19 protein-coding genes are annotated in these 24,566 nt (G+C 68.3%); 6 read left to right on the top strand and 13 right to left on the bottom strand.

Features of this window, described 5'->3' with window-relative positions; all coding sequences use genetic code 11:
• Nucleotides 1–33 precede the first annotated feature (33 nt).
• Genes tkt through pgl form a run of 6 tightly spaced genes read left to right on the top strand, consistent with a single transcriptional unit; the run spans nucleotide 34 to nucleotide 8,183 of the window.
• Nucleotides 34–2,124, top strand: a complete 2,091-nt coding sequence (tkt, locus tag IFU30_RS08095) for a transketolase (protein ID WP_192004892.1) — start codon at nucleotides 34–36, stop codon at nucleotides 2,122–2,124.
• A gap of 24 nt (nucleotides 2,125–2,148) precedes the next feature.
• Nucleotides 2,149–3,258, top strand: coding sequence for a transaldolase (gene tal / locus IFU30_RS08100; protein WP_079705961.1), 1,110 nt, complete (start codon nucleotides 2,149–2,151; stop codon nucleotides 3,256–3,258).
• Nucleotides 3,255–4,868, top strand: a complete 1,614-nt coding sequence (locus IFU30_RS08105) for a glucose-6-phosphate isomerase (protein ID WP_064296930.1) — start codon at nucleotides 3,255–3,257, stop codon at nucleotides 4,866–4,868. The genes tal and IFU30_RS08105 overlap by 4 nt, the downstream gene beginning before the upstream one ends.
• 23 nt (nucleotides 4,869–4,891) lie before the next feature.
• Nucleotides 4,892–6,436, top strand: coding sequence for a glucose-6-phosphate dehydrogenase (zwf, locus tag IFU30_RS08110; RefSeq protein ID WP_064296929.1), 1,545 nt, complete (start codon nucleotides 4,892–4,894; stop codon nucleotides 6,434–6,436).
• Nucleotides 6,433–7,395 carry a glucose-6-phosphate dehydrogenase assembly protein OpcA gene (locus IFU30_RS08115; protein ID WP_079705959.1) on the top strand — a complete coding sequence of 321 codons (963 nt, stop codon included), beginning with the start codon at nucleotides 6,433–6,435 and terminating at the stop codon, nucleotides 7,393–7,395. Before zwf ends, IFU30_RS08115 begins: the two co-directional genes overlap by 4 nt.
• A complete protein-coding gene (pgl, locus tag IFU30_RS08120) occupies nucleotides 7,395–8,183 on the top strand; it encodes a 6-phosphogluconolactonase (protein WP_079705958.1) in 789 nt (262 codons plus the stop codon). The genes IFU30_RS08115 and pgl overlap by 1 nt, the downstream gene beginning before the upstream one ends.
• Nucleotides 8,184–8,269: 86 nt before the next feature.
• Here the strand turns inward: pgl and IFU30_RS08125 are convergent, their stop codons facing one another.
• The 13 genes from IFU30_RS08125 to rpsA all read right to left on the bottom strand — a co-directional run bounded on the left by IFU30_RS08125 (nucleotide 8,270) and on the right by rpsA (nucleotide 24,419).
• A complete protein-coding gene (locus IFU30_RS08125; protein WP_064296926.1) occupies nucleotides 8,270–8,632 on the bottom strand; it encodes an RNA polymerase-binding protein RbpA in 363 nt (120 codons plus the stop codon).
• 86 nt (nucleotides 8,633–8,718) lie between these two features.
• Nucleotides 8,719–8,967, bottom strand: coding sequence for a preprotein translocase subunit SecG (gene secG / locus IFU30_RS08130; RefSeq protein WP_056005661.1), 249 nt, complete (start codon nucleotides 8,965–8,967; stop codon nucleotides 8,719–8,721).
• 135 nt (nucleotides 8,968–9,102) lie between these two features.
• Nucleotides 9,103–9,906 (bottom strand): triose-phosphate isomerase, encoded by an 804-nt coding sequence (tpiA, locus tag IFU30_RS08135; RefSeq protein WP_192004893.1) that lies wholly within the window; start codon nucleotides 9,904–9,906, stop codon nucleotides 9,103–9,105.
• Nucleotides 9,894–11,111 (bottom strand): phosphoglycerate kinase, encoded by a 1,218-nt coding sequence (locus tag IFU30_RS08140; protein ID WP_079705956.1) that lies wholly within the window; start codon nucleotides 11,109–11,111, stop codon nucleotides 9,894–9,896. The genes tpiA and IFU30_RS08140 overlap by 13 nt, the downstream gene beginning before the upstream one ends.
• A 136-nt stretch (nucleotides 11,112–11,247) precedes the next feature.
• The gene (gap, locus tag IFU30_RS08145) at nucleotides 11,248–12,255 is read right to left on the bottom strand and encodes a type I glyceraldehyde-3-phosphate dehydrogenase (RefSeq protein ID WP_064296923.1); all 1,008 of its coding nucleotides are present in this window, start codon (nucleotides 12,253–12,255) and stop codon (nucleotides 11,248–11,250) included.
• Between the two features lie 124 nt (nucleotides 12,256–12,379).
• On the bottom strand, nucleotides 12,380–13,006 hold the full coding sequence (locus IFU30_RS08150; RefSeq protein WP_064296922.1) for a superoxide dismutase: 627 nt from the start codon (nucleotides 13,004–13,006) through the stop codon (nucleotides 12,380–12,382).
• 155 nt (nucleotides 13,007–13,161) lie between these two features.
• On the bottom strand, nucleotides 13,162–14,139 hold the full coding sequence (whiA, locus tag IFU30_RS08155) for a DNA-binding protein WhiA (protein ID WP_064296921.1): 978 nt from the start codon (nucleotides 14,137–14,139) through the stop codon (nucleotides 13,162–13,164).
• 124 nt (nucleotides 14,140–14,263) lie between these two features.
• A complete protein-coding gene (gene rapZ, locus IFU30_RS08160; RefSeq protein ID WP_064296920.1) occupies nucleotides 14,264–15,145 on the bottom strand; it encodes an RNase adapter RapZ in 882 nt (293 codons plus the stop codon).
• A gap of 34 nt (nucleotides 15,146–15,179) precedes the next feature.
• Entirely contained in the window at nucleotides 15,180–17,105 is a 1,926-nt protein-coding gene (uvrC, locus tag IFU30_RS08165) for an excinuclease ABC subunit UvrC (protein ID WP_079705955.1), read from the bottom strand.
• A 1-nt stretch (nucleotide 17,106) separates the two neighbouring features.
• Nucleotides 17,107–19,998 carry an excinuclease ABC subunit UvrA gene (uvrA, locus tag IFU30_RS08170; protein WP_159878819.1) on the bottom strand — a complete coding sequence of 964 codons (2,892 nt, stop codon included), beginning with the start codon at nucleotides 19,996–19,998 and terminating at the stop codon, nucleotides 17,107–17,109.
• A gap of 79 nt (nucleotides 19,999–20,077) precedes the next feature.
• A complete protein-coding gene (uvrB, locus tag IFU30_RS08175; protein WP_056777426.1) occupies nucleotides 20,078–22,144 on the bottom strand; it encodes an excinuclease ABC subunit UvrB in 2,067 nt (688 codons plus the stop codon).
• Nucleotides 22,145–22,212: 68 nt separating this feature from the next.
• Nucleotides 22,213–22,842 carry a dephospho-CoA kinase gene (gene coaE, locus IFU30_RS08180; protein WP_192004894.1) on the bottom strand — a complete coding sequence of 210 codons (630 nt, stop codon included), beginning with the start codon at nucleotides 22,840–22,842 and terminating at the stop codon, nucleotides 22,213–22,215.
• A gap of 119 nt (nucleotides 22,843–22,961) precedes the next feature.
• On the bottom strand, nucleotides 22,962–24,419 hold the full coding sequence (gene rpsA, locus IFU30_RS08185; RefSeq protein WP_056005690.1) for a 30S ribosomal protein S1: 1,458 nt from the start codon (nucleotides 24,417–24,419) through the stop codon (nucleotides 22,962–22,964).
• Nucleotides 24,420–24,566 lie beyond the last annotated feature (147 nt).

A 24,566-nucleotide genomic window follows, 5' to 3' on the forward strand; every position in this document is an offset into this window, starting at 1 on the left:
GCCTCCTGTTCCGATGAGAAGGGTCAGTATTCAGTGGCAGATCTGCAGTGGGAAAGCATTGACAGCAAAGCAGTCGACACGGCGCGCATCCTCGCCGCCGACGCGGTGGAGAAGGTCGGCAACGGCCACCCGGGAACGGCGATGAGTCTCGCCCCCGCCGCCTACCTGCTGTTCCAGAAGGTCATGCGACGCGATCCGAAGGACCAGGACTGGCTCGGACGCGACCGCTTCGTCCTGTCGGTCGGGCACAGCTCGCTGACCCAGTACGTCCAGCTCTACCTGGGCGGCTACGGTCTGGAACTCTCCGACCTCGAGGCGCTCCGCACCTGGGGCTCGCTCACGCCGGGTCACCCGGAGTACGGCCACACCGACGGCGTCGAGATCACCACCGGTCCCCTCGGCCAGGGGCTCGCCTCCGCCGTGGGCTTCGCGTACGCGTCCCGCTTCGAGCGTGGCCTGTTCGACCCCGAGGCCGAGGCCGGCACGAGCCCGTTCGACCACTTCGTCTACGTCATCGCCGGTGACGGTGACCTGCAGGAAGGCGTCACGAGCGAGGCCTCCTCGCTCGCCGGTCACCAGCAGCTCGGCAACCTCATCGCGATCTACGACTCCAACCAGATCTCGATCGAGGACGACACCAACATCGCCTTCACCGAGGACGTCAAGGCCCGCTACGAGGCCTACCACTGGCACGTCCAGGTCGTCGACTGGAAGAAGACGGGCGAGTACGTCGAGGACGTCCGCGCGCTCAACGACGCGATCGAGGCCGCGAAGGCAGAGACCGACAAGCCGTCGCTCATCATCCTCAAGACCATCATCGGTTGGCCGGCTCCCAAGAAGCAGAACTCCGGCAAGATCCACGGTTCGGCGCTGGGCGCCGAGGAGCTCGCGGCCGTCAAGGAGGTGCTCGGCTTCGACCCCGAGCAGAACTTCTTCGTCGCCGACGAGGTCATCGAGCACACCCGCAAGGCGATCGACCGCGGTGCCGAGGCACGCGCCGAGTGGCAGCAGACGTTCGACGCCTGGGCCGCGGCCAACCCGGAGCGCGCTGCGCTGCTCGAGCGTCTCGAGGCCGGCGAACTCCCCGAGGGTGTCGAGTCGGCGCTGCCCGTGTTCGAGGCCGGCAAGGACGTCTCGACCCGCGCCGCATCCGGCAAGGTGCTCAACGCCCTCGGCCCGGTCATCCCGGAGCTCTGGGGCGGTTCGGCCGACCTCGCCGAGTCGAACAACACGACGATCGAGGGCGGTGCGTCGTTCATCCCGAGCGAGCACTCCACCCACGAGTGGACCGGTAACCCCTACGGTCGCGTCCTGCACTTCGGCATCCGCGAGCACGCCATGGCCGCGATCCTCAACGGCATCGTCCTGCACGGCCCGACCCGCGCGTTCGGTGGCACCTTCCTCATCTTCAGCGACTACATGCGTCCGGCCGTCCGTCTCGCCGCGCTCATGAACGTGCCGTCCATCTTCGTGTGGACCCACGACTCCGTCGCCCTCGGTGAGGACGGCCCCACGCACCAGCCGATCGAGCAGCTCGCCTCGCTCCGTGCCATCCCGAACCTCGCCGTCGTGCGACCGGGTGACGCGAACGAGGTGGCCTACGCCTGGCTCGAGATCCTCAAGCGTCGCGGCGGCCCGACCGGCATCGCGCTGACCCGTCAGAACATCCCGGTGTTCGAGCGCGGCACGGGCGACGCCACCGGCGAGACCTTCGCTGCAGCGTCGAACGTCGCCAAGGGTGCGTACATCCTCGCCGAGGCGCCCGGCGGCACGCCGGACGTCATCCTCATCGCGACGGGCTCCGAGCTCCAGCTCGCCGTCGAGGCCCGCGAGGTCCTGCGCGGCGAGGGCGTCAACGCCCGCGTCGTCTCGGTGCCCGCACTCGAGTGGTTCGAGGAGCAGTCCGCCGAGTACCGCGAGTCCGTCCTCCCGAAGGCCGTCACCGCACGCGTCTCCGTCGAGGCGGGTCTCGGCCTGACCTGGAAGAGCATCGTCGGCGACGCCGGCCGGACCGTGTCGATCGAGCACTTCGGTGCGTCCGCCGACTACAAGACGCTGTTCCGTGAGTTCGGCATCACCACGGAGGCAGTCGTCTCCGCAGCACACGAGACGCTCGGCAAGTAGCCCGGGCGAAGGAGACAGAAGAACATGACTGAAACCCCAACCGCCCAGCTGTCCGCCGCCGGCGTCAGCATCTGGCTCGACGACCTCTCCCGCGGACGCATCCAGTCCGGTGGGCTGGAGCAGCTCATCGCCGACCGCAACGTCGTCGGTGTCACGACGAACCCGACGATCTTCGCGTCCGCGCTCAGCAACGGCGACGTCTACGCCGAGCAGGTCGCCCAGCTCGCCGCCGACGGCAAGGACGTCACCGAGGCGGTCTTCGAGATCACCACCGACGACGTGGCCGCGGCATCGAAGATCTTCCGTGGGGTCTACGACTCCTCCAACGGGTACGACGGCCGCGTGTCGATCGAGGTCGAGCCGGGCTTCGCGCACGACGCAGCCTCGACGATCGACCAGGCCAAGCAGCTCTGGGCCAAGGTCAACCAGCCCAACGCGATGATCAAGATCCCCGCGACGGTCGAGGGCCTCGAGGCCATCACCGCGGTCATCGGCGCCGGTATCAGCGTCAACGTCACGTTGATCTTCAGCCTCACCCGCTACCGCGAGGTCATCAACGCGTTCCTCACCGGTCTCGAGCAGGCCAAGGCCGCGGGCCACGACCTCTCGACGATCCACTCGGTCGCCTCGTTCTTCGTGTCGCGGGTCGACACCGAGATCGACAAGCGCCTCGACGCGATCGGCAGCCCCGAGGCGACCGCGCTGAAGAGCAAGGCCGGCGTCGCGAACGCCCAGCTCGCCTACCAGGTCTTCGAGCAGGAGTTCGCGAGCGAGCGTGCCACCGCGCTCCTCGAGGCCGGCGCCAACAAGCAGCGTCCGCTCTGGGCCTCGACGGGCGTCAAGTCCGCCGACCTCCCCGACACGCTCTACGTGACCGAGCTCGTCGCCGACGGCGTCGTCAACACCATGCCGGAGAAGACCCTCGAGGCGACCTTCGACCACGGCGTCATCACCGGCGACACCGTCACCGGCTCCTACGCGGCTGCGAACGAGGTCCTCGACGCCATCGCCGCACTCGGCGTGTCCTACGACGAGGTGACGGCGCTGCTCGAGCGTGAGGGCGTCGAGAAGTTCATCGTGTCCTGGGACGAGCTGCTCGAGACCGTGAAGACGGCTCTGGAGGCCTCCAAGTGAGCTTCAAGATCCGCGTGAGCGGCGCGGCGGAAGCCGCTGTCGCATCGGTGGTCCCGACGCTCGTCAGCGACCTCGTCGCGTCGCGCATCACGGACCAGGACCCCACGCTGTGGGGTCCTGCGGCCGAGGCCGAGGCGTCCAAACGCCTCGGCTGGGTCCAGGCGGTGTCCATCTCCCGCCCGCTGGTCGAGCCGATCCTCGCGCTCCGTGAGCAGTTCAACGACGAGGGCATCGACCACATCGTGCTCGCGGGCATGGGCGGTTCCTCGCTCGCACCCGAGGTCATCACGAACACGCTGGGTGGCAACCTCACCGTCCTCGACTCGACCGCTCCCGGTCAGGTCCTCGCGGCCCTGGCGGACCGCCTCGAGACCTCGGTGCTCGTCGTCTCCTCGAAGTCCGGCTCCACCGTCGAGACCGACAGCCAGCGCCGTGCCTACGAGGCCGCGTTCACGGCTGCGGGGATCGACCCCGCGGGCCGCATCGTGATCGTCACCGACCCGGGCTCCCCGCTCGAGGCGGCGGCGAACGAGGCCGGCTACCGGGTCTTCAACGCCGACCCCAACGTCGGCGGTCGCTATAGCGCGCTCACCGCCTTCGGTCTCGTGCCGTCCGGTCTCGCCGGTGTCGACATCGGCGCGCTGCTCGACGAGGCCGACGCGGTGCTCGGGGAACTCGCGATCGACGACGCGTCGAACCCGGGACTCATCCTGGGTGCGGCGATCGGTGGCACCGTTCCGCTGCGCGACAAGGTCGGTCTCATCACCGACGGGACGCACATCGTCGGATTCCCCGACTGGGCCGAACAGCTCATCGCCGAATCGACCGGTAAGTCCGGTCGCGGCCTGCTGCCCGTCGTGCTCAACCCGCTCGCTCCCGAGCTCGAGTCGAAACCGGCCGACCTCCAGATCGTCCGCATCGTCGACGACGCCCACGAGTTCCACCTGCTGCGCCACGACCGCCACGAGGGCGAGATCCTCGTCAGCGGCAGCCTTGGCGCGATGATGCTGGTGTGGGAGTACGCGACCGTCGTCGCCGGGCGCCTCATCGGCATCGACCCGTTCGACCAGCCGGACGTCGAGTCCGCGAAGGTCGCCACCCGTGGTCTGCTCGACAACCGTCCGGAGCCTGAGGCACCCGCCTTCGTCGCCGACGGTGTCGAGGTCCGCGGCTCGGCCGGTCTGCTCGACGGCGTGACCACCCTGTCCGGCGCCGTCGAGGCACTGCTCGCGCAGCTCCCCTCCGACGGCTATGTCGCGATCCAGGGCTACGTCGACCGACTCGCCTCCCCGCAGCTCGAGAGCATCCGCGACCTGGTCGCGGCGAAGGCGGCACGACCCACGACCTTCGGGTGGGGTCCGCGCTTCCTGCACTCGACGGGTCAGTACCACAAGGGCGGCCCCGCGAACGGCGTGTTCCTGCAGATCACCGAGACGGCTCCCGTCGACCTGGAGATCCCCGAGCGCCCGTTCACCTTCGGCCAGCTCATCGAGGCCCAGGCAGGCGGCGACGCCCGCGTCCTCGCCGAGCACGGTCGTCCGGTCCTCACGCTGACCCTCACGTCGCCGGACCAGAACATCGTCACCCTCTTCGACGCCGTCAACGACTAGCGCGTCACTGCACAAGGAGCTTCATGTCCCCGGTGGAAATCACCCCGGAGTCCAACCCGCTGCGGGTGGACACCGACCGACGCCTCAATCGGATCGCCGGTCCGAGCGGCCTCATCATCTTCGGCGTGACAGGCGACCTGTCCCGCAAGAAGCTGATGCCGGCCGTGTACGACCTGGCGAACCGGGGCCTCCTGCCCCCTGGCTTCTCACTCGTCGGGTTCGCCCGACGGGACTGGGAGGACCAGGACTTCATGGAGGTCGTCCACGAATCCGTCAAGCAGTACGCCCGGACCGAGTTCCGCGAGGACGTCTGGAACCAGCTCGCCCAGGGCATCCGGTTCGTCCCCGGTGAATTCGGTGACGACGCGGCGTTCGAGAAGCTGAAGGAGACCATCGAGGAGCTCGATGCGGATCGCGGGACGATGGGCAACCACGCGTTCTACCTCTCGATCCCGCCGAAGGCGTTCCCGCAGGTCACCGAGCAGCTCCGTCGCTCGGGACTCGCGGAGCCCGCTGACGGTCAGTGGCGCCGGGTGGTCATCGAGAAGCCGTTCGGTAGCGACCTCAAGACGGCTCGCGAGCTGAACGACATCGTGCAGTCGGTCTTCCCGTCGGACTCGATCTTCCGGATCGACCACTACCTCGGCAAGGAGACCGTCCAGAACATCCTGGCGCTCCGGTTCGCGAACCAGCTGTACGAGCCCATCTGGAACGCCAATTACGTCGACCACGTGCAGATCACCATGGCCGAGGACATCGGCGTCGGCGGTCGCGCCGGGTACTACGACGGCATCGGAGCAGCGCGCGACGTCATCCAGAACCACTTGCTGCAGCTCCTCGCCCTCACGGCGATGGAGGAGCCGATCTCCTTCAACGCCGCAGACCTGCGCGCGGAGAAGGAGAAGGTCCTCGCGGCCGTCCGCCTCCCCGACGACCTCGGGGCCGCGACGGCCCGTGGGCAGTACGCCGGTGGTTGGCAGGGCGGCGAGCACGTGCTGGGCTTCCTCGACGAGGACGGGATGAACCCGGAGTCGACGACCGAGACCTACGCGGCCATGCGGCTCGACATCAACACGCGTCGGTGGGCCGGCGTGCCGTTCTACCTGCGTGCCGGGAAGCGCCTCGGACGCCGCGTCACCGAGATCGCGGTCGTCTTCAAGCGTGCTCCGCAGTACCTGTTCGCGGAGAGCCAGACCTCGGCGCTCGGCCAGAACGCCTTGGTCATCCGGGTCCAGCCCGACGAGGGTGTCACCATCCGCTTCGGTTCGAAGGTCCCGGGTGCCGGCACCCAGGTCCGCGACGTCACGATGGACTTCGGCTACGGCCACGCCTTCACCGAGGCGAGCCCCGAGGCGTACGAACGTCTCATCCTCGACGTCCTGCTGGGCGACCCGCCCCTCTTCCCCCGTCACGAGGAGGTCGAGCTCTCCTGGAAGATCCTCGACCCGATCGAGGAGTACTGGGCCGCTCAGGACACGCCGCTCGAGCAGTACGCTCCCGGCACCTGGGGCCCGTCCTCGGCCGACGACCTCATGAACCGCGACGGACGCACCTGGAGACGACCATGATCGTAGACCTGCCAGACACGACCACGAGCAAGCTCTCGAAGGCGCTCGTGACCATCCGCGAGGACGGCGGCGCCGTCGCCCTGGGTCGCGTGCTCACCCTGGTGATCTCGACGCGGCTCGGAGCCGAGGAGGAGGCCATCGAGGCCGCCAACGAGGCCTCCCGCGAGCACCCCATGCGGGTCATCGTCCTCTCCACGGAGCACGACGACCAGCACTCCTCCATCGGAGACCGGCTCGATGCCCAGATCCGCGTCGGCGGCGACGCCGGAGCGAGCGAGGTGGTTATCCTGCGCGCCTACGGTGCGGTCGCCGAGAACGAGGAGAGCCTCGTGACCGGTCTGCTCCTGCCCGACGCGCCCGTGGTCGCCTGGTGGCCGGGAGAGGCACCGGAACGCGTCTCGACGTCACCGATCGGCCGCATCGCCCAGCGTCGCATCACCGACGCGTCCGCGGCGGCGGACACCCACGCCGCCCTCCGCGGTCGCGCGGCGAACTACGCCCCCGGAGACACGGACTTCGCTTGGACCAGGCTCACGCTCTGGCGTGCACAGCTCGCGGCGGTGCTCGACCAGCCGCCGTACGAGCCCGTCACGGCGATCGAGGTGTCCGGAGCATCGGACTCCCCGTCGACCGAGCTGCTCGCCGCCTGGCTCCAGCTGCAGTTGCAGGTCGACGTGACCCACGAACTCAGCATGGCGCACGGGTCGAGCGGCATCCACGGTGTCCGCCTCACGCGGGCGTCCGGCAACGTCGTCCTCGAGCGACCCGTTCCCGACATCGCGACGCTGATTCAGCCCGGACAGCCGACGCACGACCTCTCGCTCCCCCGTCGCAGTCTGCGCGACTGCCTCGCCGAGGAGCTGCGCACGCTCGACCCGGACGTCCTGTACGGACAGGTCATCACCGTGGGCCTCCCCGGCCTCGGCGAGCCGGTCACGCTCCGCGCTCGGACCAGCTGATGCCGACCGAGCGACGCGTCCTCGTCTACCAGGACCGCGACCAGTTGACGACCTCGGTCGCCAAGCGGTTCCTCTCCCGAACCCGCGAACTGCTCGAGTCGCAGGAGACGGTCCATGTCGTCCTGACCGGCGGTACGGTCGGCACGGGGACGCTCGCCGCCGTGGCCGCGTCGAAGGACCGCGACCGGGTGGACTGGTCCCGGGTGCACCTCTGGTGGGGGGACGAGCGCTGGGTCGCTCGGGACGACGCCGATCGGAACGAGTTGCAGGCACGCGAGGCCTTGCTGGAGACCCTGCTGGCGCTTCCGGAGCGTGGCCTCGTCGCCGAACACGTGCACGGATACCCGGCGCCGGAGGACGGCATCGACCTCGACGCCGCTGCGGTGCGCTACGCGGACGAGCTCCGTCGGTTCGCGCGGCCCGGCGAGGACCACCCGCGGTTCGACATCACGTTCCTTGGTGTCGGTCCTGACGGTCACGTCGCATCGCTCTTTCCCGAGCGGGCCGAGGTCTCGGTCACCGACACCTCGGTGGTCCCGGTGCGGAACTCCCCCAAGCCGCCGTCGGAACGACTCAGCCTGACGCGGCCGGCCATCAACTCCTCCGTGCGGGTCTGGCTCGTCCTCGCCGGCACCGACAAGGCGTCGGCACTCGGCCTCGCCCTCGCGGGTGCCAGCTACAACGAGGTCCCCGCCGCCGGGGCCAAGGGACGCAAACGGACGGTGTTCTTCGTCGACCAGGATGCGGCCGCAGAGGTCCCGGATTCATTGATCCTCCCGGAGTACTAGCGGAAGGCCGGTCACCGATCCGGTGCCAGCATGCAGAAAGGCCGTTCCCCTCGGGGAACGGCCTTTCTACATGTGGTGCTGTGCGGTTACTTCGCTGCCGTACCGCGGCGTGCACGGAGCTGCTGGAGTGCCTCTTCGAGCAGTTGCTCGGCCTCTTCCTCCGTGCGTCGTTCCTTCACGTAGGCGAGGTGGGTCTTGTACGGCTCGAGCTTCGCGACCTCCGGCGGGTTCGCCTTGTCGCGACCGGCCGGCAGACCGGACGTCGGGCAGTCGATCGTCTCCGGGATCTCCTCGTCGGGGACGTTCGCCGCGAAGTGGCGGACCGTCTCGTTGCCGAGGGCGTCCCAGTAGGAGATGGCGATGCGGTCCGCGTGGTAGCCGTGGTCCTGCTCGCCCATGGGACCGGCGCCGACGCGTGATCCCCTGATAGCGCTTCCGCCTGATGCCATGGTGTTTCCTCTTTCTCGTACTGTCGAGAGTGGTTCGGGTGTGGTGCGTCGAGTTGCGTCCCCGGGATCGGGGCTTCGCGGCCGGTCTAGGCGGCGGCGAACTTCGTCAGGAGCCCGATCACGACGATGCAGGCACCCCAGGTCAGGCCGAGGATGACGGTGAAGCGGTTGAGGTTGCGCTCGGCGACCCCTGACGAACCGAGGTTGCTGGAGGAGCCGCCGCCGAACATGTCGGACAGACCGCCGCCGCGGCCCTTGTGCAGCAGGATCAGGAAGGTGAGCAGGAGGCTGGTGATGCCGAGCAGCACCTGCAGGATGACCTGGAGAATCTCCACGTGAGACCTTTCGCATTCGCGTTCAGAGGGGCTGAACCGCCGTCCAGTATACCTCGACGGTTCAGCGGACACGGCTCGGCCCGCGGCTGGTGCCGCGGGCCGAGCCGTGTCGGTGCTGCTGGTGCAGCAGGTCGGTCAGAGTCCGACGTGCTGCGAGAAGCGGGCGATCCCGGCGAACTCCTCGTCGAGCAGGCTCGCACCACCGACGAGGGCGCCGTCGACGTCTGGTTCGCGCATGAAGCCGGCGATGTTCGAGGCCTTCACCGAACCGCCGTAGAGGATCCGCGTGCGCTGCGCCGCCTCGTCGCCGAGGACCTCGGCGAGCGTGCTGCGGAGAGCGGCTGCGACCTGCTGCGCCTGGTCGGGCGTCGCCGCCTGACCGGAGCCGATGGCCCACACCGGCTCGTAGGCCACGACGATGTCCGCGTCCGGTGCGAGTCCGTCGATGGCCGCCTTGAGCTGCGCCACGGGGACGGCCGACGGGCCGTGTTCCTCGAGGTCTTCGGCGGTCTCACCGATGCAGATGACGGGGACGAGGTCGTGTCGCACGGCTGCGGCCGTCTTCGCCTGGACGACCTCGTCGGTCTCGTTGTGCAGGGTGCGGCGCTCGGAGTGTCCGACGAGTACGTAGCGGCAGTCGAGCTTCGCGAGGAACGCCCCGGAGATCTCACCGGTGTAGGCGCCGGAGTCGTGCTGCGACAGGTCCTGCGCGCCGTAGGCCAGCTTGAGCTTGTCGGCGGCGACGATCGTCTGGACCGAGCGGAGGTCCGTGAACGGCGGGAAGATGGCCACCTCGGCGTCGGCGTAGTCGTGCTTGCCGTCCTTGAGCGTCCAATCGAGCTTCTGGACGAGGGCGATCGCCTGGAGGTGGTCCAGGTTGAGCTTCCAGTTGCCGGCGATCAGGGGCACACGCGTGCGCCCGGGGGTTACTGCTGCCATCCGAGGACCTCCAGTCCAGGCAGACGCTTGCCCTCGAGGAACTCGAGGCTGGCGCCGCCACCAGTTGAGATGTGACCGAACTGGTCATCATCGAAGCCGAGCGCACGAACCGCTGCGGCCGAGTCACCGCCACCGACGACGCTCAGGCCGTCCGTGCGGGTGAGTGCTTCAGCGACCGCCCGCGTACCGGCGGCGAAGGGCGCGAGTTCGAACACACCCATCGGGCCGTTCCAGAACACCGTCTTGGACGCGGCGACGATCTCGGCGAACGCTGCAGCCGTGTCCGGTCCGATGTCGAGTCCGAGTCCTGAGGCACCGAACGGGGTGTCCTCGATGGCGTCGGCCGGGCGAACGACGTGCTCGGCGTCGGCACCGAACGCCGAGGCGACGACGACGTCGGTCGGCAGGACGATCGTCACGCCGAGCTCGTCGGCCTTCGCGAGATAGCCGCGGACGGTCTCGATCTGGTCCGCTTCGAGCAGGCTCGAACCGACTGCGTGCCCCTGGGCGGCGAGGAAGGTGAACAGCATGCCACCGCCGATGAGCAGCGAGTCGACGCGCGGCAGCAGGTGGCCGATGACGCCCAGCTTGTCGGAGACCTTCGAGCCGCCGAGGACGACCGTGTAGGGGCGCTCCGGGGTCTCGGTGAGACGGTCGAGGACCTCGAGCTCGGCGGCGATGAGCAGCCCGGCAGCGCTCGGGAGCAGCTTGGCGAGCTCGTACACGCTCGCCTGCTTCCGGTGGACGACACCGAAGCCGTCCGAGACGACGACGTCGCCGAAGGCGGCGAGCTTGGCGGCGAACGCCTCACGTTCGCCGGCGTCCTTGCTGGTCTCGGCGGAGTTGAAGCGCAGGTTCTCGAGCAGGACGACGTCGCCGTCGGTCTGGGCGGCGACGGCGTCGGTCGCGGCACTGCCGACGGTGTCGGCGGCGAAGGTCACGGGCTTGCCGAGGAGTTCGGACAGTCGCTGCGCGACGGGCGCAAGGCTGTACTTCGCGTCGGGTGTGCCGTCGGGGCGGCCGAGGTGCGAGACGATGACGACACGCGCACCCTGGTTGATGAGCGCGTTGAGGGTGGGGAGTGCCGCGCGGATGCGGCCGTCGTCGGTGATGACGCCGTCCTTGAGCGGAACGTTGAGGTCGAGGCGGACGACGGCTCGGCGACCGCTGAGGTCGCCCAGCGAGTCGAGGGTGCGGAGGGTCATGAGGAGGGTCTTTCTCTGCGCTGAGCCACGACCACCGACGAAGCCGAACGGGCGCCCTGAAGATGATTCAGGACGCCCGTTCGGACCATGCGGTGTCTGGCTGCTCGGGTGAGGAGTGCGGCAGACAGTCGGTTGGTTAGAGGCGGTCCGCGACGTACTCGGTGAGGTCGACGAGGCGGTTCGAGTAGCCCCACTCGTTGTCGTACCACGAGGCGACCTTGACCTGCGAGCCGATGACCTTGGTGAGGCCGGCGTCGAAGATCGAGGAGTGCGGGTCCGTCACGATGTCGCTCGAGACGATCGGGTCCTCGGTGTACTTCAGGATGCCCTTGAGGGGGCCCTCTGCGGCAGCCTTGTACGCGGCGTTGATCTCCTCGACCGTGGCCGGGTTGGTCAGCTCGACCGTGAGGTCGGTGATCGAACCGGTCGGGACCGGGACGCGCAGGGCGTAGCCGTCGAGCTTGCCGACGAGCTCCGGGATGACCAGGCCGAGTGCCTTGGCTGCACCGGTGGAGGTCGGGATGATGTTGACGGCGGCGGCGCGCGCACGACGGAGGTCGCTGTGCGGGCCGTCCTGCAGGTTCTGGTCGGCGGTGTAGGCGTGGACCGTGGTCATGAGGCCACGCTCGATGCCGAAGTTGTCGAGCAGGACCTTGGCGAGCGGCGCGAGGCAGTTCGTCGTGCAGGACGCGTTCGAGATGATGTCGTGCGTCGCGGCGTCGTACGTGCCCTCGTTGACGCCGAGGACGATCGTGGCGACGTCGCTGCCCGTGGCGGGAGCCGAGACGAGGACCTTCTTGGCGCCGGCGGTGATGTGCTTGCGGGCGTCGTCGGACTTCGTGAAGCGACCGGTCGACTCGATGACGATGTCGACGCCGAGCTCGCCCCAGGGGAGGTCGGCGGGGTCGCGCTCCGCGAGCACGATGATGGGCTTGCCGTTGACGATGATCTTGTCGCCGTCGAGCTCGACCGTCGCGTCCAGACGACCCGTGATGGAGTCGTACTTCAGGAGGTGGGCGAGCGCCTTGTTGTCGGTGAGGTCGTTGACAGCGACGATCTCGAGGTCGCTGCCCTTGGCGAGGGCGGCGCGGAAGAAGTTGCGGCCGATGCGGCCGAAGCCGTTGATGCCGATCTTGACGGACACAGATGACTCCTGATACTGAGGCGCCAGACGGCGCGATTGTACGGTCTGCTCGGAGTGAGCGCCCTCCCCGAGTGAGGAGGAAGGTGGTCCGTCCCGGCCCGTGGGACCGGGACGGACCGGTCAACTACGACAGTACCAGCAGGCCGTTGGTCTGCTTGCGCGCGACCTCGAAGCGTGCCTGGACGTCGGCCCAGTTGACGATGTTCCAGAACGCCTTGACGTAGTCGGCGCGGACGTTCTTGTAGTCGAGGTAGTAGGCGTGCTCCCAGACGTCGAGCAGCAGCAGCGGGACGGTGCCGGCCGGGAAGTTGCCCTGCTGGTCGAAGAACTGCTGGATGTTGATGCGCTGACCGAGGGTGTCCCAGGTGAGCGCGGCCCATCCGGAACCCTGCACGCCGAGCGCCGCGGCGGTGAAGTGCGCCTGGAACTTGTCGAAGCTGCCGAAGTACTCGTCGACGGCCGACTCGAGCTCGCCGGTCGGCTTGTCGCCGCCGTCCGGGGAGAGGTTGTTCCACCAGATGGTGTGGTTGACGTGACCGCCGAGGTTGAACGCGAGGTCCTTCTCGAGCTTGTTGACGTTCGTGAAGTCGTTGGCGTCGCGGGCCTCAGCGAGCTTCTCGAGGGCCGTGTTCGCACCGGCCACGTAGGTGGCGTGGTGCTTGTCGTGGTGGAGCTCGGTGATGGTCGCACTGATGTGCGGCTCGAGCGCACTGTAGTCGTACGGCAATTCGGGCAGTGAGTAAACAGCCATTCTTCGTGATCTCCTCGTGTTGTCCCGTGCGCTGTCTGCACACGGCTCTGAGCGTCATCACCCAGTCTAGTGAGCGGCAACCGTCGGGAGTCGGGGCTTGTTCCCAGCATGACGAACCGCGACGATGGCGGGTCGGCGAGGATTCACGAGCTGTTTCAGTCCTCGTAATCCGCCGGGAGGTTGGCGTCCGTGCCCGGGATGCCGAGATCACTCGCGTGCTTGTCCGCCATGGCGAGCAGGCGCCGGATGCGGCCGGCGATGGCGTCCTTCGTCATCGGAGGGTCGGCGAAGTGGCCCAGTTCGTCGAGGCTGGCCTCACGGTGGTCGAGGCGCAGGGCACCGGCGTACTGCAGGTGGTCGGGGACCTCGTCGCCCAGGATCTCGAGGGCGCGCTCGACGCGCGCGCAGGCCGCCACGGCCGCCTGGGCGGAGCGGCGCAGGTTGGCGTCGTCGAAGTTGACGAGGCGGTTCGCGGTCGCCCGGACCTCCTTGCGCTGCCGCATCTCCTCCCAGGAGGTGACGGTGCCGGTGGCACCCATGAGCGACAGCATGCCGCTGATCGCGTCACCCTCGCGGATGACGACACGGTGGATGCCGCGGACCTCACGTGCCTTCGCGGAGACACCGATACGGCCCGCGGCACCGACGAGCGCCATCGCGGACTCGTTGCCGGGGCACACGACGTCGAGTGACGCGGATCGGCCGGGGTCGGTCAGGGACCCGGTCGCGAGGAACGCGCCCCGCCAGACGGCGGCGAGTTCGTCGCGCGACCCGGTGGTCAGCCGGTTCGGCAGCCCGCGGACCGCACGCCGTCGGGCGTCGAGGAGTCCGGTCTGCCGGGCGAGGGTCTCGCCGCCCTCGATGACGCGCACCACGAACAGGCTCGGTTTGCCCGAGCTGCCGGGGTTCTGCACGAGGATCTCGCTGCGGATCCCGTAGAGCTCGCCGATGTCACGACGCACCCGCTGCGCGAGGGTCGGACTGTCGAGTTCGGCTTCGATCGCCACGCGCCCGGAGATCGTGTGAAGTCCGCCGGAGAAGCGGAGCAGGGACGCGAGTTCGGCCGCTCGGACCGAGTTGCGGGTCTCGCGGACGAGCGCCAGTTCGTTCTTGACGTCGGCGGTGAGGGCCACGGTGGTTCCTATCTGTCGTGATCGCGCCGTCGGAGTGCGGCGTCGATCCTGCATGTTCGCGATCCGGAGGCGTGGTGCCTCGGACCGTTCGGGCTCCGCCGCGGCTGCGTCGGGCCCGTGGGCGTCATTCGCGCCCGAGGTCTCGGTGCCGGACGTGCACGGCGACGCCGGACTGGTTCCGCAGCCGGTCGGCGAGTTCGAGGGCGACCGCGACCGAGCGGTGCTTGCCCCCCGTGCAGCCGACGGCGATGGTGACGTGACGCTTGTTCTCGCGCTGGTACCCGGCGAGGACGGGTTCGAGGGCGTGGGCGTAGCTCTCGAGGAACTCGGCGGCTCCGGTCTGCGAGAGCACGTACTCACTGACCTCGGGGTCCTGACCGCTCAATGCACGCAGCTCCGGAACCCAGAACGGGTTCGGGAGGAACCGCATGTCGGCGACGAGGTCCGCATCAGGCGGCAGGCCGTACTTGAACCCGAAGCTCAGCACGGTGACCTGGACACCCGGTGTTTCCGCGCCGGCGAAGAGCTCACGCGTGGTCGTGGCGAGCTGGTGGATGTTGAGGTCGCTCGTGTCGATGATGACGTCGCTCGACTCTCGGATCTCGCTCAGTCGGTGACGCTCCGCCACGATGCCGTCGAGGATCGTGCCCTCGCCCTGCAGCGGGTGCGGCCTGCGGACGGCTTCGAACCGGCGGACGAGCGCCGCGTCGGTCGCCTCCAGGAAGATCATGCGGAGGTGCGTCCCGCCCCGGAGCGCCGGCACGATCTCCTGCAGCTCGCTGAAGAAGTCGCGGCCCCGGACGTCGACCACCGCGGCGATCCGCGGCAGACGTGATCCGGCGCGCTCGGCGAGATCGACGAGGGGACGGAGCATCTGCGGGGGCAGGTTGTCGACGACGTACCAGCCGAGATCCTCGAGCGCGTTCGCGACGGTGGAGCGTCCGGCGCCGGACATCCCCGTGACGATGAGGACTTCCTGCTGGTGTTGCGGCTGGCCCGGGGTCATCGACACGCTTTCCTCGAAGGTCTGAAGTCCCAGCCTACCCATTCCGCGAGGCCTGCGAGGGCTGTGCGGAGCCGGAGGTCAACGCCTCGTGCACCGTGGCCGCGAGTTTGTCGCCGATGCCCTTGACCTCGGTGATCTCGGCCGGCGTCGCGGTCTTCAGGCGCGCGACGGATCCGAAGTGCTTGAGCAGCTCGCGGACCTTCGCCGGACCGAGCCCCGGGATCTCGCCGAGGACGGTCGAGATGTCGCGCTTCCGCTTCTGTCGCTGGAAACTGATGGCGAACCGGTGCGCCTCGTCGCGGACCCGCTGGAGGAGGAACAGCGCTTCGCTCCCCCGCGGCAGGATCACCGGATACGGGTCGTCGGGCAACCAGATCTCCTCCAGTCGCTTCGCCAGTCCGCACAGGGTGATCCCGGTCAGGCCGGACTCCTCCAGCGCACGTGCGGCGGCGGCGACCTGTGGTTGCCCGCCGTCGACGATGAGGAGCTGCGGCGGATAGGTGAACTTCCGGCGCTTGCGCTCCCCCGTGGTCTCGTCGACCGTCTCGACGGGCTCGGACGACGTCAGGTGCGCGAGTCGCCGGGAGACGACCTGGTAGATCGAGTCGGTGTCGTCGGTGGACTCGGCGACGCCGAAGCGGCGGTACTCGTCCTTGCGGGACAGCCCGTCCTCGAAGACCACCATCGACGCCACGATGTTGGTACCGCTCAGGTGCGACACGTCGAAGCACTCGATCCGCAGGGGCGCCTCGGGCATCCCGAGCGCATCGCGGATGTCCTCGAGTGCCTGTGTCCGGGCGACGAAGTCGGAGCTGCGCCGGGTCTTGTAGAGCATGAGGGCCTGCTTGGCGTTGACGACCGCGGTCTCCATGAGCGTCGCCTTCTCGCCGCGTTGGGCGACGCGGAGGGCGACCTTCGAGCCGCGGCGTTCGGCCAGCCAGTCCTCGAGGCTCTCGGCGTCGTCCGGCAGTTCCGGGACGAGCACCTCTCGCGGGACCTCGGTCCCGCTCGCGGCGGCGTACACCCGTTGGACGACGCTGTCGACGAGCTCGGCGGTCGACATGTCGAGCTCCTTGTCGACGGTCCACGACCGCACTCCGCGGATGCGGCCGCCACGGACGATGAACTGCTGCACCGACGCGGCGAGCTCGTCGTGGTCGATGCCGAACAGGTCGGCGTCCACTGCGTCGCGCAGGACGACCGCGCTCTTCGCGAGCACCTGGTCGAGCGCTTGGAGCTGATCCCGGTAGACGGCCGCGGACTCGTAGTCCTGGCGGGCCGCTGCGGCCTTCATGTCGGCGGTGATGCGCGTCGTGAACCGGCGGTCGTTGCCGACCATGAACGAGACGAAGTCGTCGACGATCGCGCGGTGTTCCTCGATGGTGACCTTGCCGGAGCACGGGCCGCCGCATCGCCCGATCTGCCCGGGGAAGCAGGGCTTCCCCGAGGCCATCGCCCGCTTGTACGCCGAGTCGGAGCAGGTGCGGATCGGGAAGACCTTGATCATGAGGTCGACCGTGTCGTGGACGGCCCAGATCTTCGGGTACGGACCGAAGTACTTGGCCCCCGGGATCCGGGTGTTCCGGGTGACCATGACGCGCGGCGCCTCGTCACCGAGGGTGACCGCGAGGTACGGGTACGACTTGTCGTCTCGGAATTTGACGTTGAACGGCGGGTCGTACTCCTTGATCCACGTGTACTCGAGCTGGAGCGCCTCGACGTCGCTGCCGACCGTCGTCCAGGTGACCCCGGTGGCGGTCGTCACCATGCGGCGCGTGCGCTCGTGGAGGGTGTGCAGGGGCGCGAAGTAGTTGCTGAGCCTCGCCCGGAGGTTCATCGCCTTGCCGACGTAGAGCACCCGGCCCGAGTCGTCGCTGAAGCGGTACACGCCGGGCATGGTGGGGATCTCCCCCGCCTTCGGCCGGTACGCCAGACCACTTCCGCCGCGGACGGCCGCCACGTCAGCCCGCCTTGCGGCTGCCGCCGGCCTCTGCCTCGAACAGTTCGTTCAGGAAGAAGCCCGTGTGGCTGCCGGGGACCGTCGCGAGGTGTTCGGGTGTTCCGGTGGCGAGGACCGTCCCACCACCTGCTCCACCCTCGGGGCCCATGTCGATGAGCCAGTCGGCGGACTTGATGACGTCGAGGTTGTGCTCGATCACGATGACCGTGTTGCCCTTGTCGACGAGCCCGCCGAGGACGAGCAGCAGTTTCCGGACGTCTTCGAAGTGCAGACCCGTGGTCGGCTCGTCGAGGACGTAGACACTGCGCCCGTTGCTCCGCCGCTGCAGCTCGGTCGCGAGCTTCACGCGCTGGGCCTCGCCGCCGGACAGCGTCGTGGCGCTCTGGCCCAGACGGACGTAGCCCAGGCCGACCTCGACGAGCGTCTTCAGGAACCGGTGGATCGAGGAGATCGGCTCGAAGAAGTCGGCAGCCTCGGCGATCGGCATGTCGAGGACCTCGGCGATGTTCTTGCCCTTGTAGTGGATGGTCAGGGTGTCGCGGTTGTACCGCGCTCCCCCGCACACCTCGCAGGCGACGTAGACGTCGGGCAGGAAGTTCATCTCGATCTTGATCGTGCCGTCGCCCGAGCAGGCCTCACAGCGGCCGCCCTTGACGTTGAAGCTGAACCTGCCGGCGAGGTAGCCGCGGACCTTGGCCTCCTGCGTCTCCGCGAAGAGGTTGCGGATCTTGTCGAAGACGCCCGTGTACGTGGCGGGGTTCGAGCGCGGGGTGCGGCCGATGGGCGCCTGGTCGACGTGGACGACCTTGTCGAGGTGCTCCAGACCCGTGACCCTGGTGTGCTTGCCGGGCAGCTTGCGCGCGCCGTTCAGCTTGTTCGCCAGGACCCGGTACAGGACGTCGTTGACGAGCGAGGACTTCCCGGAGCCGCTCACGCCGGTGACGGCGGTGAGGACCCCGAGCGGGAAGTCCGCGCTGACCTTCTTCAGGTTGTTGGCCTGCGCTCCGATCACCTGGATCTGACGCTTCGTGTCGATCGGACGACGCTTCGCCGGGATCTCGATGGCCTTGCGGCCGGAGAGGTAGTCACCGGTGAGGGACTCGGTGTTGGCCTCGAGCGCCTCGTACGACCCGGAGTGCACGACACGGCCGCCGTTGACGCCCGCGCCGGGACCAATGTCGACGATCCAGTCGGCGGTGCGGATGGTGTCCTCGTCGTGTTCGACCACGATCAGCGTGTTGCCGAGGTCGCGCAGGGCCACGAGGGTCTCGATGAGACGGCGGTTGTCGCGCTGGTGCAAACCGATGCTGGGTTCGTCGAGGACGTAGAGCACGCCGGTGAGTCCCGAGCCGATCTGCGTCGCGAGGCGGATGCGCTGCGCCTCACCGCCCGAGAGGGAGCCGGCGGTCCGGGCCAGGTCGAGGTAGTTGAGTCCGACCTGGATCAGGAAGTCGAGTCGGACCTTGATCTCGCGCAACACCTGCGCAGCGATGTGGGCCTCGCGGTCGCTCAGCTCGAGGCGGTCCATAAACGCGCGGGCGTCGGAGAGGCTCAGTTCGGCGACCTCGGCGATGTTGTGCTCGTGGATCAGGACGGAGAGGACCTCGGGCTTGAGGCGACGACCGCCGCAGACCTGGCACGGGACTTCGCGCAGGTACTCGGACCAGCGCACGCGCTGGCTGTCGGTGTCGGCCTGGAGGTACTGACGCTCGATGTACGGGATGACGCCCTCGAAGCCCGAGGAGTAGCTCATCTCGCGGCCGAAGCGGTTCTTCCACTTGACCTTGACCTTGAAGTTGTCGCCGCGGAGCACCGCCTCCTGGACCGACGCCGGCAGGTCGCGCCAGGGGGTGTCGAGCGAGAAGTCGAGGTCGCGGGCCAGCCCGTCGAGCAGCTTCTCGTAGTACTGGTAGAGCCCCTTGCCCTGGGTGGTCCACGGGACGATGACGCCCTCGTTGATGCTGAGCTCCTCGTCGCCGAGGAGCAGCTCCGCGTCGACCGACATGCGCGTGCCGAGGCCCGAGCACTCCGGGCAGGCGCCGAACGGGGCGTTGAACGAGAACGTCCGCGGCTCGATCTCGGTCAGCTGCAGCGGGTGGTTGTTCGGGCAGGAGAGCTTCTCGGAGAAGGTGCGCCAGGCGTCGTCGCCCTCCTCGTCGACGAAGTTGATCGTCACGAGGCCGTCGGTGAGCTGCAGTGCCGTCTCGAGGGAGTCGGTCAGGCGACCGAGGATCTCGGGCCCGGCGACGAGGCGGTCGACGACGACCGCGATGTCGTGCTTGACCTGCTTCTTGAGGGTCGGCGGTTCCGCGAGCTGGATCGCCTCGCCGTCGACGATGGCGCGCGCGAAGCCCTTGGCCGAGAGCTCCTTGAAGAGGTCGACGAACTCGCCCTTCTTCTGGCTCACGACGGGGGCGACGATCTGGTAGCGGCGTCGCTCCTCGAGCTCCATCAGCTGGTCGGCGATCTGTTGCACCGTCTGACGCTGGATGACCTCGCCGCAGACCGGGCAGTGCGGGACGCCGATGCGTGCCCAGAGCAGCCGCATGTAGTCGTAGACCTCGGTGATCGTCCCGACGGTCGACCGGGGGTTGCGGTTCGTGGACTTCTGGTCGATCGAGACCGCGGGGCTCAGGCCCTCGATGAAGTCGACGTCCGGGCGGTCCACCTGACCGAGGAACTGGCGGGCGTACGCCGAGAGCGACTCGACGTAGCGTCGCTGGCCCTCGGCGAAGATCGTGTCGAAGGCGAGTGAGGACTTCCCCGAGCCCGAGAGACCCGTGAAGACGACGAGCGAGTCGCGAGGGATCTCGAGGTCGACGTTCTGAAGATTGTGGACGCGGGCACCGCGGACGCTGAGCGTGGAGTGGTGATCTACCTTGGCAATTGACACCCTTCGAGTCTACGCAGCACCACCGACACCGGACTCCCGAGCGGTGTCTGTGGTACTGCGCTCTCAGCGAAGCGGCGGACTAGATGTGCCCGGCCTTGGCCATCTGTCGAAGTTCCTGCTTGAGTTCGGAGACCTCGTCGCGGAGACGGCCGGCGAGTTCGAACTTGAGCTCCGCCGCGGCGGCCAGCATCTGCGCGTTGAGGTCCGCGATGATCGACTCGAGGTCGTTCGCGCCCTCGGCGGCGATGCCCTCCCGCCGCAGGTTCGGCGTCGGGCTCTTCTTCTTGCCGTTGTCGCGTCCGGCGAGCAGTGCCGCGGTGTCCGCGCCTTCCCGGGCGAGCGCCTCGGTGATGTCTGCGATCCGCTTACGCAGCGGCTGCGGATCGATCCCGCGCTCCTCGTTGTAGGCGACCTGCTTCTCGCGGCGACGGTCCGTCTCCTCGATCGCGCGCTTCATCGAGTCGGTCAGGACGTCGGCGTACATGTGGACCTCGCCGGACACGTTGCGGGCGGCACGACCGATGGTCTGGATGAGCGAGGTCGACGAGCGGAGGAAGCCCTCCTTGTCGGCGTCGAGGATCGCCACGAGCGAGACCTCCGGGAGGTCGAGCCCCTCGCGCAGCAGGTTGATGCCGATGAGGACGTCGTAGACGCCCTGCCGGAGTTCGCTCAACAGCTCGACCCGCCGCAGGGTGTCGACGTCGGAGTGCAGGTAGCGGACGCGCACGCCGGCCTCGGTCAGGAAGTCGGTGAGCTCCTCCGCCATCTTCTTGGTGAGGGTGGTGACGAGGACGCGTTCGTCGCGCTCGGCGCGGACCCGGATCTCCTCGAGGAGGTCGTCGATCTGGCCGTTGGAGGGCTTCACGATGATCGCCGGGTCGACGAGGCCGGTCGGGCGGATGATCTGCTCGACGATGCCGTCCGCGATGCCCATCTCGTACTTGCCCGGCGTCGCCGAGAGGTACACCGTCTGGCCGACGCGGTTCTTGAACTCGTCCCACCGGAGCGGACGGTTGTCCATCGCACTCGGGAGTCGGAACCCGTGCTCGACGAGGGTGCGCTTGCGGGAGGCGTCGCCCTCGAACATCGCGCCGATCTGCGGGACGGTGACATGCGACTCGTCGATGACGGTGAGGAAGTCGTCGGGGAAGTAGTCGAGGAGGCAGTTCGGTGCCTCGCCGGCCGAGCGGCCGTCGATGTGGCGCGAGTAGTTCTCGATGCCGGAGCAGAAGCCGATCTGCTGCATCATCTCGAGGTCGAAGGTGGTGCGCATGCGGAGCCGCTGGGCCTCGAGGAGCTTGCCCTCGCGTTCGAGCGACTGGAGCCGCTCCGCCAGCTCCTCCTGGATGGTGCCGATGGCGCGCTGGATCGTCTGCGGGCTGGCAGCGTAGTGGGAGGCCGGGAACACCGACACCGCGTCGAGCTTCTTCACGACGTCGCCGGTGAGCGGGTGCAGGGCGTAGAGGGCCTCGATCTCGTCGCCGAAGAACTCGATGCGGATCGCGAGCTCCTCGTAGACCGGGATGATCTCGATGGTGTCGCCGCGCACACGGAAGTTGCCGCGCGAGAAGTCGACGTCGTTGCGGTTGTACTGCATACCGACGAACTTGCGGATGAGTCGGTCGCGCCCGATGTTCTGCCCGACCTGCAGCGCCGCCATCGCCTCCAGGTACTCCTCCGCCGCACCGAGGCCGTAGATGCACGACACGGTCGACACGACGATGACGTCACGACGGCTCAGCAGCGAGTTGGTGGTCGAGTGCCGCAGCCGCTCGACCTCGGCGTTGATCGACGAGTCCTTCTCGATGAAGGTGTCGGTCTGTGGGACGTAGGCCTCGGGCTGGTAGTAGTCGTAGTAGGAGACGAAGTACTCGACCGCGTTGTTCGGCATGAGCTCGCGGAACTCGTTCGCCAGCTGGGCCGCGAGCGTCTTGTTGTGCGCCAGGACGAGCGTCGGGCGCTGGACGGCTTCGATGAGCCAGGCGGTCGTCGCGGACTTGCCGGTACCCGTGGCGCCCAACAGGACGACGTCGGTCTCGCCGGCGTTGATGCGCCCGGACAGCTGCTCGATGGCGGCGGGCTGATCGCCGCTCGGCTCGTACTCGCTGATCACCTCGAAGGGGCGGACGGCGCGTGTTGGTTCCATGCTCCGAGTCTACGGAGGGCCACCGACACCGCTGCCCCGCTTCGCCCACAGCGGAGCGGGCGACGCGCTCAGACGCCGTCCTGCCGATCGGGCGCCCGTACAGCGGCCGCGGCGGCGCGGTGCCAGACCGCGTCGACCTGGCTGAGGGTGTGCTCGAGCGAGCCGGCGGTGTCGATCACCACGTCGGCGACGGCGGTGCGCTGCTCTTCGGTCGCCTGGGCCGCGATCCGTCGTTCCGCCTCGACCCGGTCGAGCCCGCGGAGGTCGACGAGCCGACGGGCGCGCTCCCCCTCCGGAGCCGCGGCGACGACCACGAGGTCGAACTCGTCGGCGCGGCCGGTCTCGACGAGCAGCGGGACGTCGTAGACGACGACGGCACCGGGGTCGCTCGAGGCTTCGGCGATCCGGGCCTGCGAACGCCGCTTGACCTCCGGGTGCACGATGGCGTTGAGGTCGGCCCGCGCCTGGTCGTCGGCGAAGACGATGGAGCCGAGCGCAGCGCGGTCGAGTGCTCCGTCGGGCCCGATCACGTCGGCACCGAAGCGCTCCGCGATGGCGGCCAGTCCCGGCGTCCCCGGTTCGACGGCCTCTCGTGAGAGGACGTCCGCGTCGATGACGATGGCGCCGTGTTCAGCGAGCCGGGCCGCGATGGTCGATTTGCCGGAGGCGATCCCGCCGGTGAGGCCGATGAGGTACATGTCAGCCAGCGTACCCGCGGAGCGTGCAGCGCCTCCGACGAGCGCCCCGCACAACGCAGCAGGGGGCCGCCCGAAGGCGACCCCCTGCTGGACACCGACGCTGGTCGGTGCTGGTGGGACTAGTTGCTCGAGAGCTTCTCGCGGAGGGCCGCGAGGGACTCGTCGTCAGCGAGCGTGCCGCCGCCGGCGGAGTCGCTCGAGAACGAGGAACCGGCCGACGAGGACGCGGTCGACGAGGAAGCCTGGTTGGCCTCTTCGACGGCTGCGGCAGCGACCTGCTTCTTGTGCGCTTCCCAACGAGCCTGGGCGGCAGCGTAGTCCTGCTCCCACTTCTCGCGCTCGGCGTCGAAGCCTTCCTTCCACTCCTGCGTCTCGGCGTCGAAGCCCTCGGGGTACTTGTAGTTCCCGAGCTCGTCGTACTCCGTGAGCATGCCGTAGAGGGCCGGGTCGAACTCGGTGCCCTCGGGGTCGACACCCTCGTTGGCCTGCTTGAGGCTCAGCGAGATGCGGCGACGCTCGAGGTCGATGTCGATGACCTTGACGAAGACCTCTTCGCCGACCGAAACGACCTGCTCGGCCAGCTCGACGTGCTTGCCGGAGAGCTCCGAGATGTGCACGAGGCCCTCGATGCCGTCTGCGACGCGGACGAACGCACCGAACGGGACGAGCTTGGTGACCTTACCCGGTGCAACCTGGCCGATGGCGTGGGTGCGGGCGAAGACCTGCCACGGGTCCTCCTGGGTCGCCTTGAGCGACAGCGAGACGCGCTCGCGGTCCAGGTCGACCTCGAGGATCTCGACGGTGACTTCCTGACCGACCTCGACGACCTCGCTGGCGTGCTCGATGTGCTTCCAGCTGAGCTCGGAGACGTGGACGAGACCGTCGACGCCACCGAGGTCGACGAACGCGCCGAAGTTGACGATCGAGGAGACGACGCCCTTGCGGACCTGTCCCTTCTGGAGGTTGTTGAGGAAGGTGGTGCGGCTCTCGGACTGCGTCTGCTCGAGGAGCGCACGGCGCGACAGGACCACGTTGTTGCGGTTCTTGTCGAGCTCGAGGATCTTCGCCTCGATCTCCTGGCCGAGGTACGGCGTGAGGTCGCGGACGCGGCGCAGCTCGATGAGCGAGGCCGGGAGGAAGCCACGGAGGCCGATGTCGACGATGAGGCCGCCCTTGACGACCTCGATGACCGAACCGGTGACGACGCCGTCGGATTCCTTGATCTTCTCCACGTCGCCCCAAGCACGCTCGTACTGTGCGCGCTTCTTCGACAGGATCAGACGGCCTTCCTTGTCCTCCTTCTGGAGAACGAGAGCCTCGATCGTGTCGCCGACGTTGACGACCTCGGAGGGGTCGACGTCGTGCTTGATGGAGAGTTCACGCGAGGGGATGACACCCTCGGTCTTGTAGCCGACGTCGAGGAGGACCTCGTCGCGGTCGATCTTCACGACGGTGCCCTCGATGAGGTCGCCGTCGTTGAAGAACTTCAGAGTCTTTTCGACCGCTGCGAGGAAGTCCTCAGCAGATCCGATGTCGTTGATTGCGACCTGCTTGGGGGCGGTCGTTGCGCTTGTCATGTAGTAATTGCTCCAGGTGGACAATGATTCAGGCCGGCCTCGCGCACGGCTCCGGACCCGTGGATGACCACGGACGTTGATCGAAGCGATGCTGTTGTGTGAACCGATCCGGGGATCGGTGTCGCTCTGCGAGACGGGCAGGCGGAT

Origin of the sequence: Plantibacter sp. CFBP 8798, assembly GCF_014841195.1 — a bacterium.
Lineage (GTDB): Bacteria > Actinomycetota > Actinomycetes > Actinomycetales > Microbacteriaceae > Plantibacter > Plantibacter auratus.